An 18432-nucleotide genomic window follows, 5' to 3' on the forward strand; every position below is an offset into this window, starting at 1 on the left:
GTGGGTGTGTGGTGGAGCAAGGAACCTACCAAGACCTAACGACCGACCCTACATCACGCTTCAGGAAGCTCTTCGCCTCCCAACTGGAGGGGAAATAACCACGCAACATACCCACACAACGTAGAGTTAAAAGCATGGAACGTATTGAATCTCCCGTCTACCGCAGGCTCGGCAACTCCGGCCTCGTCGTACCCAGCGTCGGCATCGGCTGCAACAACCTCGGCCGCCCCGGCACCCCCACCCGCACCCAAGAAGGCACCAACGAAGTCATCGCCGCCGCAGTCGACGCCGGCATCAGCTTCTTCGACATCGCCGACCTCTACGGCGCCGAACCCGGCCTCTCAGAAACCATGTTCGGCACCGCCCTCACTCAGCTCGGCCTCGATCGCGACGAACTGACCATCGTCACCAAATTCGGTCTGCCCGTCGGCGACCTCAACGGCAACGACCGCAACGCTCGCGGATCCCGCCGCTACATCATGCGCGCCGTCGAAGGGTCCCTCCGCCGCCTCGGCACCGACTACATTGACCTGTACTTCTACCACAGCCCCGACCCCAACACCCCCATCGAAGAAACCCTCAGCGCCCTCGACCAGCTCGTACGCGACGGTAAGGTCCGCTACCTGGGCCACTCCAACTTCTCCGGCTGGCAGCTCGCCCACGCCGAACACTGCGCCCACGAACTCGGCACCGAACGGTTCATCGTCGCAGAAAACCACTACAACCTGCTCGACCGCCGCGCAGAACTCGAAATCCTGCCCGCCGCACAGCACTTCGGCATGGGTGTACTGCCGTACTTCCCGCTCGCTAACGGCCTGCTGACCGGCAAGTACCGCCGCGACAACATTCCCGCCGGTTCGCGCCTGTCCCACTCCAAGAAGAACGTGCTCGACGCCGCCAACTGGGACCAGCTCGAAGCCTTCCACAGCTTCTGCACCGAACGCGGCATCACCGAGGTGCAGGCGGCGTTCTCCTGGCTCGCACAGCAGTCGCCGGTCACCTCCGTCATTGCCGGTGCAACCAGCGCCGAACAGGTGCGTGCCAACGCACAGGCGGCATGCCTGCGCTTCGACGCCGAGGACCTCGCCGCCCTGGACGCCATCTTCCCGGCACCCGAGAAGATCGCGCTGTTCTAAACGGTGCTCCTTCTTAAAGGGGCACTCATGCGGTCGCATATGTTGGCCGTAATATACGCTGAAAAATGTCCGTGGTGAGAAATAAATATCACCCGCCGAACGTTTTCGCTAGGATTAGGTGAGGTGCGTCTAACCTGACGCACCTCACCTTACCTATGTACCCACCCCTGCCGCCTGGAACCAGCTCCGGCAGGACCACCCGCCACCGGCACATCAAAGGACACCATGAGCGCACAGAGCACCGCCTCCACCCTGCCCCCTCTGGGCACCGGGAAGCACAGTCGATACCTCGGCATTATTGCACTCATCGCCACCTTCGGCGGTCTGCTCTTCGGCTACGACACCGGAGTGATCAACGGCGCGCTCGAACCCATGAGCCGCGAACTCGGCATGGACTCCACCGCCCAAGGCTGGGTCACCGGATCGCTCGCCTTCGCCGCCGCTATCGGCGCACTCGGATGCGGCCGCATCTCTGACCGGTTCGGCCGCCGAACCACCATCATTGGGCTCTCCACCATCTTCTTCATTGGTGCCCTGACCTGCGTGTTTGCACCCAATGTCGCCGTACTCATCACCGGACGCACCCTGCTCGGCCTGGCGGTCGGCGGCGCCTCCGCCGTAGTGCCCGTATTCCTCGCAGAGCTCGCACCCTACGAAATTCGAGGCTCCCTCTCCGGCCGCAACGAGCTCATGGTCGTGGGCGGTCAGCTTGCCGCGTTCATCGTGAACGCCCTCATCGGCAACGTATGGGGCGAACACGACGGCGTGTGGCGCTGGATGTTCGCCATCTGCACCCTGCCCGCCATCGGCCTGTTCATCGGTATGCTGCGAGTGCCCGAGTCGCCGCGCTGGCTGCTGCGCGTCGGCAAGCGTGAACAGGCTCTTGAGGTTATGAAGCGCATCCGCTCCGCCGAACGTGCCGAAGCTGAAATCGCCGACATTGAACGCACCCTGCAGGTGGAGGCGACCACCCAGAACAATGCGGCGGGTAAGGAAAGCATGGGTGTGCGCGGCTGGTTTGTACGCATCCTGCTCGTCGGTATTCTGGTTGGTGCGGGCCAGCAGCTGACCGGCATTAACTCGATCATGTACTACGGCATTAAGGTGCTCAAGGAAGCCGGTTTCAGCGAATCCGCGGCGCTCATCGCGAACATTGCGCCGGGTACGATTGCGGTGCTCGGCTCCATCCTGTCGCTGCGTCTGATGGAGCGTGTGCCGCGCCGCGTCATAGTCATTACCGGCTATAGTTCGACCGCGTTTTTCCACGTGCTGATTGCGGGCGCATCCATGCTGCTACCCGCCGATAATGCGGCGCGCCCCTGGATTCTGCTGGTGCTCATCGTCTGCTTTGTGGGCGCGATGCAGACCTGCCTGAACGTGTCCACGTGGGTGATTATGAGTGAGCTGTTCCCGCTGCGTGTGCGTGCGGCGGGTATGGGCATTTCGGCGTTTAGCGGCTGGATGATGAATGGTGTGCTGTCGCTGGCGTTCCCCGTGATTCTGGGTGCGGTCGGTCTGACTGGCTCCTTCATCGGCTTTGCCGTGGTGAATGTGGTCATTGCGCTGCTGATGTTCCGCAACCTGCCGGAGACTCGCGGCGTGAGCCTGGAACAGGTGGAGCGCGGCGTGATGGACGGCAGCATCTACCCTTCCGCACACAAACGCTAGATTCGGCGGTTTTTAGGCAAGAATGAGGCGGGCGGCCCCTCCCCGGTGGAGGTGCCGCCCGCCTTGCAATATGCGTTGAATGACTAGTCAGCTGGGTTCTCTGCGAGGAACTCGTCGAGCCCGATGCGGTAGCCGTCATCTTCGGTGCGTGCCTTGCGAAGAGCCTCAATGTCGAGGAGCTCTTCGTACTCTTCCAGCAGCTTCAAATCTTCGTAGGAGATGAGCGCGGCAACAGTCTTACCATTGCGGCTGATGAGGGGACGTTCGCCGGAGAACACGGCTTCATTGACTTTGGTTCCGAGGTTGTCGCGGAGTTCTTTAAGAGTCGTGACATTGGAACGAGTCCGGTGAGTGGTGACAGTCATGACTGGTTCCTTTCTGGGGTTTGTCCGTTAGCTCCGAGGATAGTTCTTGTGCAGATTCCATCCAGGGGGCTACTTATATAGTTTATATAGTACTACAATGTAAAGTATGTAAAAAGTGTACACTTTTTCTGCTAAGGTTGAGGTTAAGATTTAAAGCTCTGCCTGAAGGATGCAGATGACTGCAAACCATCTCTCAAACCCCGCGTACCGGGTCGAATTGACGCGCAAAGCAGCGAAAGAACTGAAGAAAATCCAACGAGAAGACCGGGCAGTCTTCGAGAAAATTATCGCCTGCCTCCGGTCCCTTGGTGATGACCCATATATGACGGGAGTCAAGAAGCTACAGGGCGAAGAAGGGTACAGGGCACGAGTAGGGAATTACCGCATTCTGTACACCATTGATAACGGTGCGGTTGTTGTTGAGGTCTTCCGAGTTGGTCATCGGCGAGAAGTCTATCGCGGCCTGTAGAGTGAACGCGGCGTGATGGGTTGTAGTGCTGCCGCGACCGCACTGTTCGTTGAATGAGAAGCAAGGAACCCCTACCCTGCGCCACCAACCCATAAGTGATACGGTCAAAGAACAACTAATGGATTCACGTGCTGAAATGCACGCCCGACCCTGCACATACGCATCGCCCGGACGCCCGCATCCAGCACGCCACAACTCTATAACGAACACGGGTGAACAATGACTGAGAACGTACACAACGACTGGGACCTCCGAAGCGAAGAAGTACAGAAAGACCAGGTAGCCGCCTACGACGCAATGCGCCGCCGCTGCCCCGTCGCCCACGACGAATTCATGGGCTACTCCGTCTTCAAAAACGCCGACGTACAGCACGTACTTGACCACCCCGAAATCTACTCCAACGTCGTCTCCACCCGCCACATCGCCGTCCCCAACGGCATGGACGCCCCCGAACACACCACCTTCCGCGCCGTCAACGACAAGTACTTCACCCCCGAACGCCTCGAAAAGTTCGCACCCGTCATCCGCGACGCCGTGAAGACCCTCATCGCAGAACTGCCCCGCGGCGAAGAGGTAGACGTCATGCAGGGCTTCGGTCAGGCATACGCAATGCGCGTGCAGAACGCCTTCATGGGCTGGCCCGCATGCCTCGAACAGCCCCTCACCGAGTGGATCGAGAAGAACCGCGTCGCCACCCTGCGCCGCGACCGCGAAGAAATCGCTAAGGTCGCCCTCGAATTTGACGGCTACATCCGTCAGCTGCTCGACGAACGCCGCGAGGACGCTGCCGCCGGCAACCCCAAGGACGTCACCGCCGAACTGCTCACCGACACCGTACAGCTGCCCGGCGAAGAACCCCGCACCATGACCGACGAAGAAATCGTCAGCCTCATCCGCAACTGGACCGTGGGCGAGCTGTCCACCGTCTCCGCAACCGTGGGCGTATTCGTCAACTTCCTGGCACGCAACCGCGCCGAGCAGGACCGCCTGCGCGCATCCCTCGCCGACGGCAACGCACTCGACGACCGCAGCGAAATCGCCCTCGCCGTCGAAGAAATCATGCGACTCGAAGACACCCTCGTCACCAACCGCCGCATCACTACTCAGGACACCGAACTCGGCGGCCGCACCCTGCCCGCCGGCTCCCGCGTGACCATCAACTGGGCAAGCGCAAACCGCGACGAGGACGCCTTCGAAGACGCCCTCACTTACAACCCGCACCGTGACCAGTCCCGCAACCTCGTGTACGGCGACGGTATCCACGTCTGCCCCGGCGCGCCCCTGGCACGCCTGGAACTGCGCATCCTGCTCGAGGAGCTGCTGCGCGGCACCGAGTCCATCGAGATCGCGGACGAGAGCGAGAAGCCCGCAACCGTAAACGCCGTGTACCCGGTCTCCGGCTACTCGGTCGTGCGCGCCATCTTCAACTAGGCACGCTCCAGCTCTAAAAAGTGCGAGGCGCCGAACCCCGAGAATAGGGGTCGGCACCTCACGCTGTTAAGAGTAAATATAAGAGTGAATAGTAGGGTAGTGGCGGCCGGTATCAGCCGCTCACTATAGATAAAGCGGAATATTCCCAGACGGCTATATAGCCTAGTGGAATACTCAATAAAGCTGAATCTAGCGGCCGGAACTCGTTGCCGAAGGCTTCACCGAAGAACCCGCAGAACCGCTCGCAGACGCACGAGTCGAAGCACTCGCAGAAGCAGAAGCCTCCGCCGCAGCTGATGCCGACTCCTCCGGGGACAGAGCCGTACCATCCGCATGAACACCAGCCATCGCCGGAGTCACACCATTAACGAAGCTCAACTTCGCCTGCTTGAACTGGTACTCGGGAGAGCAGGTCAGCTTATACTTCGAATTCGCCAGCTCGCGAATCGACTTCACATAATTCTGAGTCTCCTCATACGGGGGAACACCGCCGTACTTCTCCACAGAACCCGGACCCGCGTTATAACCGGCGAGAACCACATCCTGTAGCTCATCCTCATTGGAGGCGTACTTCGCCAAACGAGTACGCAACTCAGCCAAGTAGCGTGCCTGTGCCGCAATCGCATCGTGCGGGTTCAGAACATTACCGCCATTGCCGAAGCTGTAGTGGCCGCCGCTCCACGCATCATCAGTGAACTGTGCAATACCCTTAGCGCCCTGGTGGGACACAACGCCCACACGCCAGTGGCTCTCGGTCTCAATCTGCGCCGCCAGCACGCCGGGACGGAAACCCGACACCTTAGAGCCCTCCTCAAAATCGGAGCGGAGAGCCGCCGGAGCATACGATAGCTCCGTCATGCCGCAGTAATCGTCGTAGGTGGCTGCCAAGCCGGCAACACCGCCACCCAGAAGGACCGCAGAGGCAATAATCTGCCAATGCGCAAGAACCCCGGCGAGAAAGCGAAGCGGGAAAGCTTTACGCTGCCGAGGAGAAATTTGTTGATCCGCCGGAACGGAAATGTGGTTGGAGGCGCTCGTAGCGTTACGCTCGGAAGGGGCGCCCGAAGTGCTATCTGCCATTCCTATAGACTAGCGCACCATCGCCGTTTATGGTGAAAAAACTCCCCTCCGTTGAGGTGAAAACCATAGTCAGAGAGTTCTTGGCGCGTCTTTACCGGAGTCAACATCAAGTGCAGGTACAGACTCCGTGCACGTGAAGGATGACCCCACCCGGTACACCTTTGACAGGGAGCACCAGGCGGGGTCAATCCATGATGGGGAGCTTCAGGAGTCCCTAACGGTTCGTCACCACGATCTTGCCGGCGGCACCGCGCTCCATCTCCGAGAAGGAGTGATTCACGAACGTGTACGTGCCAGACTCTAGGAACTGCATCTCCACGAAGCCGCCCTGAGCGGGCGCCAAATCGAGTGCCTGGCTGTGGCCGTCACGGCTACCGAACGCATCTGCGCCGCGGCGCATCAGGTAGCCGCCCTCCTTGTAGACCGTGTCGAACTGCGAACCGACCACGTGGAAGCTCGTGCCGTGGTTCGGGCCCGCAGCCATTACCCAAACACGGATACGCTCGCCCTTCTTCACCTGCAGCGGCTTCGCCTTGTACTGGGTTGCGTGGCCGTTGAACATGGTCAGCGTGGGGGTGCCCGCCGCAATCAGCTCCGGCGAGTTCTCCGCCAGCTTGTTACCGTCGGAGGCGGTCTTGCCGGTGTCGTGCAGGTACGCCTCGCCCTGAACCATCACGTACTCGTGATCGACCGGGTCAAGGTCCGCCGGGTCAATGATGACCGCGCCGTACATGCCCTGAGTCATGTGCAGGCTCAGCGGGGCGGTACCGCAGTGGTACAGCCAGATACCGGCACCCTTCGCCTCAAAACGGTAGACGAGACGCTCACCGGGGGCGATGGTTTTCATCGTGTTATCGGGGGAGACCATGCCCGCGTGGAAGTCCAGCGAGTGGCCCATCGTGCCGTTATTGATGAGTGTAATTTCAAAAATGTCGCCGACCTTGCCGCGCAGAATCGGTGCCATGTTCTGCCCGTTGAACGTCCACATGTGAACGGTCACGCCGGGCGCCACCTCGCGGTCGACTTCCTCAACTTCCAGGGTGACCTTGCGGACGGTCTTGCCGTTCACCTGCGTGGCGGTGTTCGGTGCCGGGATGTTCGGGTCGCGGTACTTGTAGCCGCTGCCGGGCGCTGCGGACATGTCAATCCTGCTGTTCGCAACGGTCATGAGGGTCGGGGTGCTACCCGACGCGGCGTGGTTGTGGGTGCCTGTAGAACCGTGGTTGTGGTCGCCCTGCGCCACCTGGTTTGCGGAGGCGCCGGTCGCCTTCACCTTGAACACCATGCCCAGGGAGCGGTGACCCGCCACGGAGCAGTAGCCTTCCTGGTCGGCGGTAATGACGCCGGCGTCAACGGTTTTCGTTTCGCCGGGGTTGATGGTGCCGGTGGTTGCGCCGTTGTCGAAGGTCAGGTCGTGGGTCATGCCCTCGTCGTCGTTGGTAACCTCGACGACCAGGCGGTTACCTGCGGGGACCTCTACCTCGGCGGGGGTGAAGCGGTAGTTGCTGGTCGCCTTCACCTGCACGGTGGTGGTCTGACCGGTCGCAGCCACAGAGCCCGCCGAGGAGAACGACGGCAGGTTCAACGCGGACGGGTTCACGGCGAAGCCCAGCAGGAACGCCATGGCAACCGCCAACGCCGCCTGGAAGCTCTGCTTGGCGTGCGGGACGGGCTCCGGGGTGAGCGCCTCCGGGGTGAAGACGGGCTTTTCGCCGCGGGCGCGTGCCGCCATCATTTCCTTGCGGGTGTTCACGGACGCCTTCACGCCGCGCACCATGAGCGGAATGAACGCCATGAGCGCCAACGCACCCACGATAGCGACGGCAATCTTAATGGACTGGCCCACCATGGAGCTGGGCATCATGAAGATGAGCAGCGCCAGGTTCACGGCGGTTACGCGTGCCGCCGCGAAACGGCTGAACTCCTTGTTGGAGGCGCGCACCACCGCCGGGCCGCCGCCCATACGCTGAGGCAGCAAGTAGCTCATTGCGCCGAGCAACAGCTGCAGCAGGAAACCAACCACGAAGATGGGGGTCACGGCGCGCATGTCCAGCTGCGCGAAGGGGGTGGTTGCCACCATGTAGGCGGTCGCCGCTACACCAACAATCAGCCAGAGGAAGCCCATACCGACGCTCATCGGCGGGTACTCGTTCGGGCGCTTGGTTTGCAGGGTACGCACCATCACCCAGGCGACAATCAGCAGGCCGAGCAGGTAGACGACCAGACCCGCGGCAGCGAGCGGACGCATCCCAAAAATTGCGCCGACAAGGGTCAACACCAGGCCGCCGCACATCAGGTACAGGGCGCGCAGGCTGTGGGTGAGCGCCTTATCGACCATCTTCGTGCGCAGCATGGTCGGCCAGAACGTCACCAGCGTACCCACCGCGGTAATACCGACGAAGCCGAGTACGTTCACCGCCTCGTGCGCGAGCAGGAACTGCGAATGCAGGGTGCCGGACAGGTTCGGGTAGGCAATCATGCCACCAAATGCCGCACCGAGGGGCAGCATGAGTGCCGCAACAATGTAGAAGCGAATGGTCACACCGAATCGCGACGGCAGAGCCTGACGCACCTGCTTCAGCAGGTAGATGCCGTGCCAGGCGACCATCGAACCGACAATGAGGGCGCCCACCACCGTGGCGGCGTAGAGGCCGGGCACGCTCAGCTGACCGACCATGCCGATCATGAGCACGAGAATACCGGCGTTCAGAATGAAGATGCGGCGCACCTGGGTTCCGCGGTGCTCGTCAGGAATCTTGATTTTCATGAGCGCTTCGGTGAAGTGCTGCGACCAAATCAGAATCGAGTTCGTAATCAGGCCGAGGGTGACGATGTGCACCATCAGCCAGCCGCTATTCGGGATAAACCTGTGCAGCAGAAGCACGGCGATAAGGGTAAACATCCAGTGCGAGACCGGCTTGGAGGCGCGACGATGCCACGTACCGCGACCGGATGCACGGCGTGCAATCTCTTCGGGGGTGAGGTTCGCGCCGGGCGCCTCAGCGGGACGCATGCCAATGCTCAGGCCGGAGGAGCCGCCTCCGGAGACGCTTGCGGGCTTGCCGCTCGTGTTCTCGCCTTCGGGTGGGGTGCCGAGATGTTCACTCACGTAATCACTGCTTTCATTGCTGGTTGTTCGTGGACGTCGGTGTGCGGGGCACCGTCAGCCCCTGCGTTGGGGCGGGTGCCAATAAGCCCATTATATTGCCCGGTTAGTACCAATTTTGAAGACATTACGTGCATATGAAGGCGGCTTGTAGCGTGATAGTTCTGCTGCGCACCCGAGCGAATCTGCCCCTATGAATCTGCCCGAGCGAATCTGCTCCTGGGATTCTTCTCCCCGATGCACCCTTCACAGGTGCGCGCGATAAACTATTAGGATTCCAAAATCAGATGCCCGCCCACCCTAAGCGCGCATCCGCCGGCACCAAGGTAAGGACAAGCACCTCGTGACAAGGACTGATTCCACTACCCCCGTGTGGGGAAAAATTGCTATTGCGGCACTCATCCTCATCATTGGCGGTGGATACGTCGTCAAATTGCTCACTAACCCCTTCGCCGGTATGGATTTCTCCATCTACCGCCTGGGCGCGATGACCATTTTCGATAACGAGGGCTTCACCCAGGACCTGTACTCCCCGACCCTGAACGATCACGGCGAGATTAAGCCGCCGTTCACATACCCGCCGTTTGCGGCGATGCTGTTCTTGCCGTTCGCGTTCCTGCCTCTGGAGGTCGGCAAGGTCATTATGGTGGTCGGTTCGGCTGTGGTGGCGTGGTGGATTTCCACGATCATTTACAACTACGTAAATGCGCGCGGCCGTGAACTGCCCCTGCAGCAGTACTTTGGTCGTGCCGGCACGATTGCGGTGCTGACTATTCTGGTGGTTTCGGCGGGCCCGTGGCAGCGCACCCTGGACCTGATTCAGATTAACCCGTTCATTACGGCGCTGATTCTTGCCGATTTTGTCCGCCCGGCGACCCGCGTGCCGCGCGGCGTGCTGATTGGTATTGCGGGCGGCGTGAAGCTGACCCCGCTCGTGTTTGGTCTGATTCTGCTGGTCCGCCGCGACTGGAAGGGCATCGCGACCCTGGGTGCGACGTTCTTCGGCACCATTGCGCTGGGCTTCATTCTGATGCCCAAGGACGCGCCGGAATTCTGGTTCTCCGCGCTGACGAACCCCTCGCGTGTGGGCGGCCTGAACTTTGTGGATAACGTCTCGATTCAGGGCTGGCTGCTGCACTTCGGTCTCTCTGAGAGCGCCGCGAAGCCCGTCTACTACGTCCTGGCGCTGGTCACGATTGTGCTGACCGCCGCGTTGCTGTACCAGCTGGAACGCCGCGGTGCCGCGCTGGCGCAGGTGGCGGTGACCGCCTCCCTAATGGTGGCGCTGTCGCCGATTAGCTGGTCGCACCACAACGTGCTGCTGCCCCTGCTGGCGTTCGTGTTCATCATGGATGCGTTCCCCACCTATTTTGCGGTTCAGCCTGCGTGGCTGCGGGTGACAGCGACCGTGTTCGCGGTGGTTGCGGTGTTGGGCCTGTATATTTCGCCGATTAGGATTGCGTCCTGGTTCCACGGTAGCGCTGATGGTTTGGAACAGCTGGCTCCGGGCGCGTTGGCGGTTTCGGCTATTCCCGCGTTCTGCCTGTGGGTGACGATGACGCTCTGGTCGGTTGCCGCCCTGAGCGCGCCGGTGCGTGGCGCGAAGGTTGAGCCCGTGCAGTACGGTTCCGTGCGTAGCGATGCGCCTCTGGGCTGGTGGGGCGCTCGCGCCCTGGTGACCGAGAGCGCCGAGTCTGTGCGCGCCGCCGCTTCCCGTGAGGCAACCGCGTGAGCCGCGAGAAGAATCGTGAGAAGAACGCCGAGGCGGCTGCGCCTATAATCCCGTGGGCTTCGGCTGGCTCTACGGCTGAACCTGCACCGGTTGCGGAACCGGCTGTTGAAAGCGCTGTAGAAAGCGCGGAGCCTGCCGCATCCTCTGCAGCCACCGCGGAAAAAGCGGCAAAGGAAGAAGTCGCCGAAGAAACCGCCAAGGAGCTTGCCAAGCCTGCGCGTCGCAGCTTCTTTGACCGCATCCCCGGCATGCGTAGCGGCGCTCTCTGGGCGCACCTGCTGTTCATCCTGGTTGCCCTCTACGCCTTCGACTACGTGACGCACGCGGCGGCTGACGATATTTACGTGTACCGCCTGGGCGCTGTCTCCCTGGCGGACGGCCCGGACGGCTACCAGCTGTACACCTTCCGCACGCGCGGCCTGCCGTTCACCTACCCACCGTTTGCGGCGTTGCTCTTCTACCCGCTCGCGTTCCTCACCGAGCCGCAGAGCATGCTGCTGATTACCGCCATTATTTGCGCGCTCTGCTACTGGTGCGCGTACCTGTTGTACTCCTACGCGCGTAGCCGCTCGTGGCGTCTGCCGTTGCAGAAGCACCTGGGTCATTGGGGTATGGTGTCGCTGATTGCGGCGCTGATTTGGATGTGCGGCCCGTGGCGTTTGACCACGCATTTTGGGCAGATTAACGCCATCATTCTGATGCTGATTCTCGCCGATTTTATGCGCCCGGCAACCCGCGTTCCGCGCGGTGTGCTGCTGGGTATTGCGGCGGGTATTAAGCTGACCCCGCTCGCGTTCGGTCTGCTGCTGCTCATGCGTAAGGACTGGAAGGGCATCGCGACCCTGGGTGCTAGCTTCGCCGCGACCGTGGGTATCGGCTTCCTGGTGATCCGTGAGGAGTCGCTGACGTTCTGGTTCCATGCGGTGCATGACACTTCGCGTGTGGGCTGGTTCAGCTACTTCGATAACGTGTCGATTATGGGTACGCTGACCCACGCGGGCCTGCAGCATCACCTGACGGCTACCGCCCTGTCGGTGGTGCAGGTGGCGTTGACTCTGCTGATTGTGCTGGTCACGGCGGTTCTGTTGGTTCCGCTGATTCGTGCCCGCGCACTCATGGCGCAGCTGGCGCTGACCGCGTTCATGATGCTACAGATTTCGCCGATTAGCTGGTCGCACCACAACACCTGGTACCCGCTGATGCTCGCCGCCGTGGTTATGGAGATCTTCCCGCTCATGTACCAGCGGGTCAGCTCCTTTGTTTTCACACTGGCTGTTGTTTTGGCGACCGCGGCGCTGGTGGGCATGTACATTTCGCCGTTCTGGATTGTGCTGGCGTTCTCCCCGCACTTCAGCTCGGATCAGATTCTGATGGTGCCCGAAGGCTCCCTGGGCCTGATGGCGGGCACCATGCCGTACCAGCTGATGTACCTGTTTATTCTGGTGACGTTCTTTGTGTACCTGGCGAATCGTCAGCTGGTGGAAAATGCGGCACGCGCCGCGGGCGCCGAGCTGGCGGAGGCGAGGTACTCCCGCTAAAGCGGCGGGCGCCTCCAGCAGGTGCACAGCTTTCACCGGGCATAAAAGTATCCCCCGCACCCATCACGGATGCGGGGGATATTTTTATACCCAGCCTGCTGACCTAGTCAGTCACGCTGTTAGTTAGTGCCGATGCTCCAAGTAATGTTGGAGTCGGTACGAACCTGCATGTAGCTCTTGTTGCTCTGAACCCACTGCATGCTGCTCTTCACGGTCGGGATGGTCGAGGAGAAGAACGGGTCGTTCTTGGTTGCGTTCAGAACGGTGAAGCCGCGGGTGGTCGGGCCGCTGGTCTGGAACTCCATGGTTGCCTCGGTGCCTTCGTAGGTGAAAGCGTAGAAGTTCATGGTGCTCTGGAACTTCTCACCCTTCTTGTAGTGGGGTGCGGAGTCTGCATCGTAGACGCGGATGGTCCATTCGCCCTTACCGGTCAGCTCCAGCTTGCGGGTGGGGGTGGAGTGGCCGCTCGCGTCAATCCACGCGGTGCCCTTGAGCTCCTTGCCGTCGCGGGTGGAGTCGATAACGCTCACACCCGAGGTGATGCCGCCCTTATCGTCACGGCTGGTGATGAAGGCGTTGACCACACCGTCTGCGGGCTTGAACTCGTAGTAGAGCAGGCCTGCGGACACATCGCCCTTGATCTTCTCAATGTCGATGGTGTCCTTGTTGTCGGCGACGGTCTTCTTGTATTCCTTGAACTCACCCTCGGGCATCTTCGCTTCAGCAGCAGCGATGGGCGCTGCGGAAGAAGCGGAAGCTGCCGCCGCGCTCTCAGATGCGGGAGCGGAAGAAGCCTCAGACGATGCTGCCGCGGAGGACGCCTCAGCGGAAGTAGCCGCCGCGCTCGATGCCGCCGCAGAATTGGAGGCGGGGTTCGAGCCGCCACGCGGAATCAGCATGACAATTGCCAGGATGATGACAATCAGCAGAGCCAGCGCACCACCGATAACACCCCAAATCTTGGTGCCGGAGAGCAGACCCTTCTTCTCGGAGCCGTCCTCGCCGTTGCCCTGGTTGCCGGGCTCGGTCATGTAGGGGTTGCTGAGCGCCACGGTTGCCTGGTCCTGATCGGAAACCTGACCCTGGTAGGGCTGCTGAGCGTTGTACGGCTGACCCTGGTAGGGGTTGCCCTGGAACTGGCCGCCCTGAGCGTTCTGACCCTGGAAACCCTGGTCCTGGTAGTTGCCACTCTGGAAGTTCTGGCCCTGGAAGCCCTCAGCCTGGTTCGGCTGGAAGCCGTTCGGTGCCTGACCCGCCGGGATGAACTGTGCGTTCTGGTCACCCTGCACGTTCTGGCCGGGCTGTACGTTCTGGCCGGGCTGTTCCGAGAGGTTCACGGTACGCTCGGACAGGTTGACGGTGCGCTCGGTTTCGGGGGTGTGGAACTCAACGAGCGGGGAGCTCTCAATAGTGTGGGGCGCCTCAGCAGCGGGTGCCTCAGCCGCGGGAGCCTCAGCAACCGGCTCAACTGCCGGTTCCGCGGCAGCGGGTGCCTCGGGGGCAACCTCGGCGACCGGCTCAACAACAACGGGCTCTGCAACAGGTTCGGAAACGACCGGCTCAGAAGCGGCGGGCTCGGAAACAGCAGGCTCGGACAGTGCCGGCTCAGCAACCGGAGCCTCAACAACGTGCGCCTCAACGGGCTGCTCGGAAGCAACCTGCTCAGCTACGGGAGCCTCAGCAACCGGAGCCTCAACAGCGGGCTCTTCAACTGCGGAAGACTGGGATGCGAGAACCTGCTCGGGCAGAGCGGTGCCGGTCAGCGGAACCTGAGTCAGGTGACGCATCGGCTTGGGCTCGGAGGACTCCTCAGCGGACTCAGCCTGGGACGCCTCAACGTGGGGCGCCTCTACCTGCTGTGCCTCAACGTGGGATGCCTCAGCCTGGGGTGCTGCCGCCTCCGGAACCTCGACGACCTGCTCACCTTCGAGCTCAGCGGCGAGCTGCTCCAGGTCAACGTCCTCAACGGTCAGCGGTGCCGCAACCTCGGCGGGCTGCTCAGCCTCAACAGCGGACTCAGCCGCGGGTGCCTCAACAACGTGCGCCTCAGCAGACTGCTCGGAAGCAACCTGCTCAGCGACTACGGGCTCAGCGGGAGCCGCCTCAGCAGCGGACTGCTCGGGAACCAGCGGCTCAATAGTAGCCTCTTCAACCTGAATGGGTTCGGGCTCGGGCTCTTCGACCCACAGCTGCCAACCTTCAGGAACGGGACCCCACGCGGGGTCGGGGCGCCACGTAGGAGTGGGGGCCCATCCAGCAGGAGGAGCGGGCCAGTTGGGCGGCGGATTGAAGACGAGTGCCATAAGAAAGCAGCCTTTCTGGTGCTGAAAAAACACCCCGGAAGAGCGGTCATCAGCGACTATGTATATGAGCGTATTATCGCTACAAATTATGGCATAGGTTCAGAAAATGAACCCCGTGAATGGTAGGTTTTTAGCCTTATTCACGGCTTTTTCAATGGTTTTGGAACATTCCGTATCAATCGGCACTTGAAGGTTTCCGTATGCCCGGTCACCATCGACCCCGCGGAGGCTAGGATTAAAGAATGAACACTACACCGCCTCCCGCACCCCCGCAGGTAGCCGCCGGAACCCCCGCTGCTCCTGCGCCTGTTGCAGGTCTTGCCTACCACCGTCTCTCCCACGCCGACCCGAAATCCCGCTGGTTCTCACCCCTGCTGGAAGGTCTGCTCGGTGTCGCCGTATTTATTGGCCTCAACCTGATCATTTCAGTTGCCCTGGCTGCGACGATTATGGGTTCGGGACTTTCCCTCCAGGATGTAGCTACGAACCGCGCCGTCATTATGGAACACCCGGCGCTGTTCGCGCTGACCTTCCTCTCCCTTATCGCGATTGTGCCTTCGCTCTTTTTGGCGCGCCTGGTCGTGGGCCCGAAGCCCTGGGGTCTGATCCATTCGGTGGCGGGCCGTCTGCGCCGCTCACTGCTGCTTCCGTACCTGGGTTTGAGCTTCGCGGTTTACGGCATCTACTACGCCGTGATGCTGGCGTTGAGCGGTGAGAGCCTGCCCGAATACCGCTATTTTCAACCTCCACAGGTTGAATTTTGGGTTTATGTGGCGATGATGCTGCTCCTGGTACCCGTGCAGTGCTACGCCGAAGAGCTCGCCTACCGCGGCTTCATGATGCAGATGCTGGGCCGCTGGCTCCGCACCCCCTGGCTACCGATTGTGCTGCCCGCCGTGCTGTTCATGCTCTCCCACGCCTACGACCCCTGGGGTCAGAGCACGATTCTCGCGATGGGTATTTACGCCGGTTTCCTCTGCTGGTACACCGGCGGCCTGGAAGCCTCCATCAGCCTGCACGTGGCAAATAACGTGATCCTGATGCTGCTGTCCATGGTGGCTGGTCTGGATCCGTTCGCCTCCGAGGGTGTGACCCCCGTGGATGCACTGCAGGGCATCGCCCTGGAAGGCGTGTACGTGGTGCTCGCCTGCCTGATCTTCAACGCGCGCGCTCGCCGCGGCGAGGTTTCACGTGAAACACAACCGCTTAAGGTTGATAAATAGGCTATTTGGCGGGTTGTTCTAGACCAGCTACCCCAGCCCGCCCACCCCGCTCCATTCGAGCCTCACCAGGGCTCATACTTCACGCCGCGTGGATTATCGGCCCCGGTCACCCCGTCAACACCCAAGAAAAGGTAGGGTTAAACCATGACTGTTGATGCTGTAAAAAATATTGAAGACCTCGCCGCATTCGTGGCGGAGTCGCCGGTCTCTTACCTCGCCGCGCGCACGGTAGCGCGCCGCCTGCAAGCAGCGGGCTTCACCGAGCTTGTAGAGACCGAAGCATGGGACCCGCAGATCGCAACCGGCCGCCACTTCGTCGTCCGTGACGGCGCGATTATCGCCTGGGCTGGCGGCGCGAAGGCGCAGAAGGCAAGCGGTTACCGCGTGCTGGGTGCGCACACTGACTCGCCCTCTCTGAAGGTCAAGCCTTCCTCCTCCATCACCACGAAGGGCTGGCACCAGATTGCTGTTGAGAACTACGGCGGCGCACTGCTGAACTCCTTCCTCGATCGCGAGCTGTGCGTGGCGGGCCGCCTCACCGTCCTTGAGGGCGGGGAGCTGAAGGACCGCCTGGTGCGCACCGGCCCGATTGCGCGCATCCCGCAGCTGGCGCCGCACCTGGACCACAAGCGGAACGAACTGGTGCTGGACAAGCAGTTCAACATGTACCCCGTGTGGGGCGTGGACCCGGCGGAGAACGACGTGCTCGGCTACATGGCGAAGCACGTGATTGACGGCGAGCCGGTCGACCCGGAAAGCATTGTGGGTTACGACCTGCTGTTCGCTGATTCGCAGCCGCCGCGCCGCTTTGGTGCGGATCAGGAGCTGTTCGCTTCCGGTCGCTTGGATAACCTGTCTTCGGTGCATGCGGGTTTGACCGCCCTGGAGCGTTACGTTGCCGATAACGCGGATGAGCACGCTACCGAGACTGTGATGCTTGCGGCGTTTGACCATGAGGAGCTTGGTTCGGAGTCGCGTAGTGGTGCGGCGGGCCCGTTCCTGGAGGATATTTTGGTGCGCCTGTCCGCTGCGCGCGGTGAGAGCACGGAGGAGTACCGCCGTTCGGTGGCGGCGTCGTTCTGCCTGTCGGCTGATGCCGGTCACCTGGTGCACCCGAACTATCAGGGTCACCACGATCCGACCGTGCAGCCGCTGCCCGGTGGTGGTCCGCTGCTGAAGATTAACGCGAACCAGCGTTATGCGACGGATTCGGTGGGTGCCGGCGTGTTTGCTGCGGCGTGTGCGAAGGCTGGTGTTCCGTATCAGGAGTTCGTGTCGAATAACAATATGCCGTGTGGTTCGACGATTGGCCCGATTACGGCGACTCGCCTGGGTATGCGTACTGTGGATGTGGGCATTGGTCTGCTGTCGATGCATTCGATGCGCGAGATGTGCCATGTGGACGATATGGCGTACATGACGCGCGCGGTGGAAGGCTTCTTCCGCCTCTAAATTGAATCCCTATTGGGAGTTTAAATAGTTGTGGCGGTGACCGAATAACGGTCACCGCCACAACTATTTTTAAACAGACTCAGATTAGACGGGGTTCGATTAGACAGGGTTGTCGGGGCTGGGCAGGGTTACCACCTCAGACCAGCGAGTATCCTTAGCGGCCGCACGGTTCGCGTCGCTCTTCTGCTTCACATCGGCGGGTGCCTGCTGCGCCCACGCCTCAAAAGCAACAATGTAGTTCTCGGGGTAGTTTGCCGCGAGCAGCTCCTGTCGGGTCGGGAAGTACTCCTTGCCCTCTCGAATATCGACATAGTTGCTTGCCTTGTAGGGGTCGGCGCTCTGGATGTCAGTGCGCGGGCCGGAGGCTACCTTTCCGCTTGCCACGTTATTGTCATCGATAGCGCGTACCCATGCCGCAGCGTAGGTGTGATCGGCCTTGTTCTTCTCGTACAGTGCCAGGCACTCGGATCCTGCTGATTCAGCTTCGGCGCGGGTGGGGAAGTTCGCCTGGTTGCGCACAACATGCCGTGCAGATACATAGGAAGGGAGCGCAGTACCGCGGTCGGCGCTGATGGCTTCCTGCTGCTTGAGGGTTTGAGCTTTCGCGGTTTCGTCAGGTTCAAGACAGGGGGTGGAGCTCTTCTTCGCCGCGGAAGAGGAGGCGGACCCGGTGGAGCTTGCTGCTGACGGGGAGGAAGCCACGGTCGTATTCGAGGGTGCCGGAGTGCTGGATGCCGTGCTGGTGGAGCTGCCGCAGGAAGCAAGAAGCATGGGAAGAATCGCCAACGCGGCACCGCGTCGTAGACCGCTGGAACGGAGCGAAAGAAAAACAGGGGTGTGGGTCATGAGACCACCTCACAAGAGGGATGGAACGATATATTGCGTCTAAACATACCCAAATATTTGATACATGGTCAATGGAAAATACC

Annotated in this window: 13 protein-coding genes; 8 read left to right on the top strand and 5 right to left on the bottom strand. The window is 61.2% G+C overall.

The features are described 5' to 3' along the window. The first annotated feature begins 134 nt into the window (after window positions 1-134). Together HMPREF2971_RS05015 and HMPREF2971_RS05020 are read left to right on the top strand one after the other, a co-directional pair. A complete protein-coding gene (locus tag HMPREF2971_RS05015; protein ID WP_070691716.1) occupies window positions 135-1136 on the top strand; it encodes an aldo/keto reductase in 1002 nt (333 codons plus the stop codon). A 225-nt stretch (window positions 1137-1361) separates the two neighbouring features. Then, window positions 1362-2804, top strand: coding sequence for a sugar porter family MFS transporter (locus HMPREF2971_RS05020; RefSeq protein WP_070691718.1), 1443 nt, complete (start codon window positions 1362-1364; stop codon window positions 2802-2804). An 83-nt stretch (window positions 2805-2887) separates the two neighbouring features. Here the strand turns inward: HMPREF2971_RS05020 and HMPREF2971_RS05025 are convergent, their stop codons facing one another. Further along, on the bottom strand, window positions 2888-3169 hold the full coding sequence (locus HMPREF2971_RS05025; protein WP_070691721.1) for a type II toxin-antitoxin system prevent-host-death family antitoxin: 282 nt from the start codon (window positions 3167-3169) through the stop codon (window positions 2888-2890). 175 nt (window positions 3170-3344) lie between these two features. Between HMPREF2971_RS05025 and HMPREF2971_RS05030 the strand changes: the two genes are divergently transcribed. Further along, window positions 3345-3638, top strand: a complete 294-nt coding sequence (locus HMPREF2971_RS05030) for a type II toxin-antitoxin system RelE family toxin (RefSeq protein ID WP_070505728.1) — start codon at window positions 3345-3347, stop codon at window positions 3636-3638. A gap of 219 nt (window positions 3639-3857) precedes the next feature. Further along, window positions 3858-5069: a cytochrome P450 gene (locus tag HMPREF2971_RS05035; protein WP_005509049.1), complete on the top strand. Its 1212-nt coding sequence runs from the start codon at window positions 3858-3860 to the stop codon at window positions 5067-5069. Between the two features lie 189 nt (window positions 5070-5258). Here the strand turns inward: HMPREF2971_RS05035 and HMPREF2971_RS09445 are convergent, their stop codons facing one another. Then, window positions 5259-6149: a lytic transglycosylase domain-containing protein gene (locus tag HMPREF2971_RS09445; protein ID WP_080974198.1), complete on the bottom strand. Its 891-nt coding sequence runs from the start codon at window positions 6147-6149 to the stop codon at window positions 5259-5261. 214 nt (window positions 6150-6363) lie between these two features. Then, entirely contained in the window at window positions 6364-9258 is a 2895-nt protein-coding gene (locus HMPREF2971_RS05045) for a multicopper oxidase domain-containing protein (RefSeq protein WP_070691723.1), read from the bottom strand. A gap of 340 nt (window positions 9259-9598) precedes the next feature. Here HMPREF2971_RS05045 and HMPREF2971_RS05050 point away from each other — a divergent pair, with 340 nt between their 5' ends. Continuing rightward, window positions 9599-10987: a glycosyltransferase 87 family protein gene (locus HMPREF2971_RS05050; protein WP_070691725.1), complete on the top strand. Its 1389-nt coding sequence runs from the start codon at window positions 9599-9601 to the stop codon at window positions 10985-10987. After that, entirely contained in the window at window positions 10984-12525 is a 1542-nt protein-coding gene (locus HMPREF2971_RS05055) for a glycosyltransferase 87 family protein (RefSeq protein WP_070691727.1), read from the top strand. The genes HMPREF2971_RS05050 and HMPREF2971_RS05055 overlap by 4 nt, the downstream gene beginning before the upstream one ends. 119 nt (window positions 12526-12644) lie before the next feature. Here HMPREF2971_RS05055 and HMPREF2971_RS05060 read toward each other — a convergent pair whose 3' ends face one another. Further along, window positions 12645-14828: a hypothetical protein gene (locus HMPREF2971_RS05060; RefSeq protein ID WP_070691729.1), complete on the bottom strand. Its 2184-nt coding sequence runs from the start codon at window positions 14826-14828 to the stop codon at window positions 12645-12647. Window positions 14829-15070: 242 nt separating this feature from the next. Here HMPREF2971_RS05060 and HMPREF2971_RS05065 point away from each other — a divergent pair, with 242 nt between their 5' ends. After that, the gene (locus tag HMPREF2971_RS05065; RefSeq protein WP_012904303.1) at window positions 15071-16051 is read left to right on the top strand and encodes a CPBP family intramembrane glutamic endopeptidase; all 981 of its coding nucleotides are present in this window, start codon (window positions 15071-15073) and stop codon (window positions 16049-16051) included. Window positions 16052-16195: 144 nt separating this feature from the next. Then, window positions 16196-17503, top strand: a complete 1308-nt coding sequence (locus HMPREF2971_RS05070; RefSeq protein WP_049346505.1) for a M18 family aminopeptidase — start codon at window positions 16196-16198, stop codon at window positions 17501-17503. 99 nt (window positions 17504-17602) lie between these two features. On the opposite strand, the gene HMPREF2971_RS05075 is transcribed toward HMPREF2971_RS05070, so the two are convergent. Beyond that, a complete protein-coding gene (locus HMPREF2971_RS05075) occupies window positions 17603-18349 on the bottom strand; it encodes a hypothetical protein (protein WP_070541689.1) in 747 nt (248 codons plus the stop codon). Between the last annotated feature and the right edge of the window lie 83 nt (window positions 18350-18432).

Origin of the sequence: Rothia sp. HMSC066G07, from assembly GCF_001814485.1 — a bacterium.
Lineage (GTDB): Bacteria > Actinomycetota > Actinomycetes > Actinomycetales > Micrococcaceae > Rothia.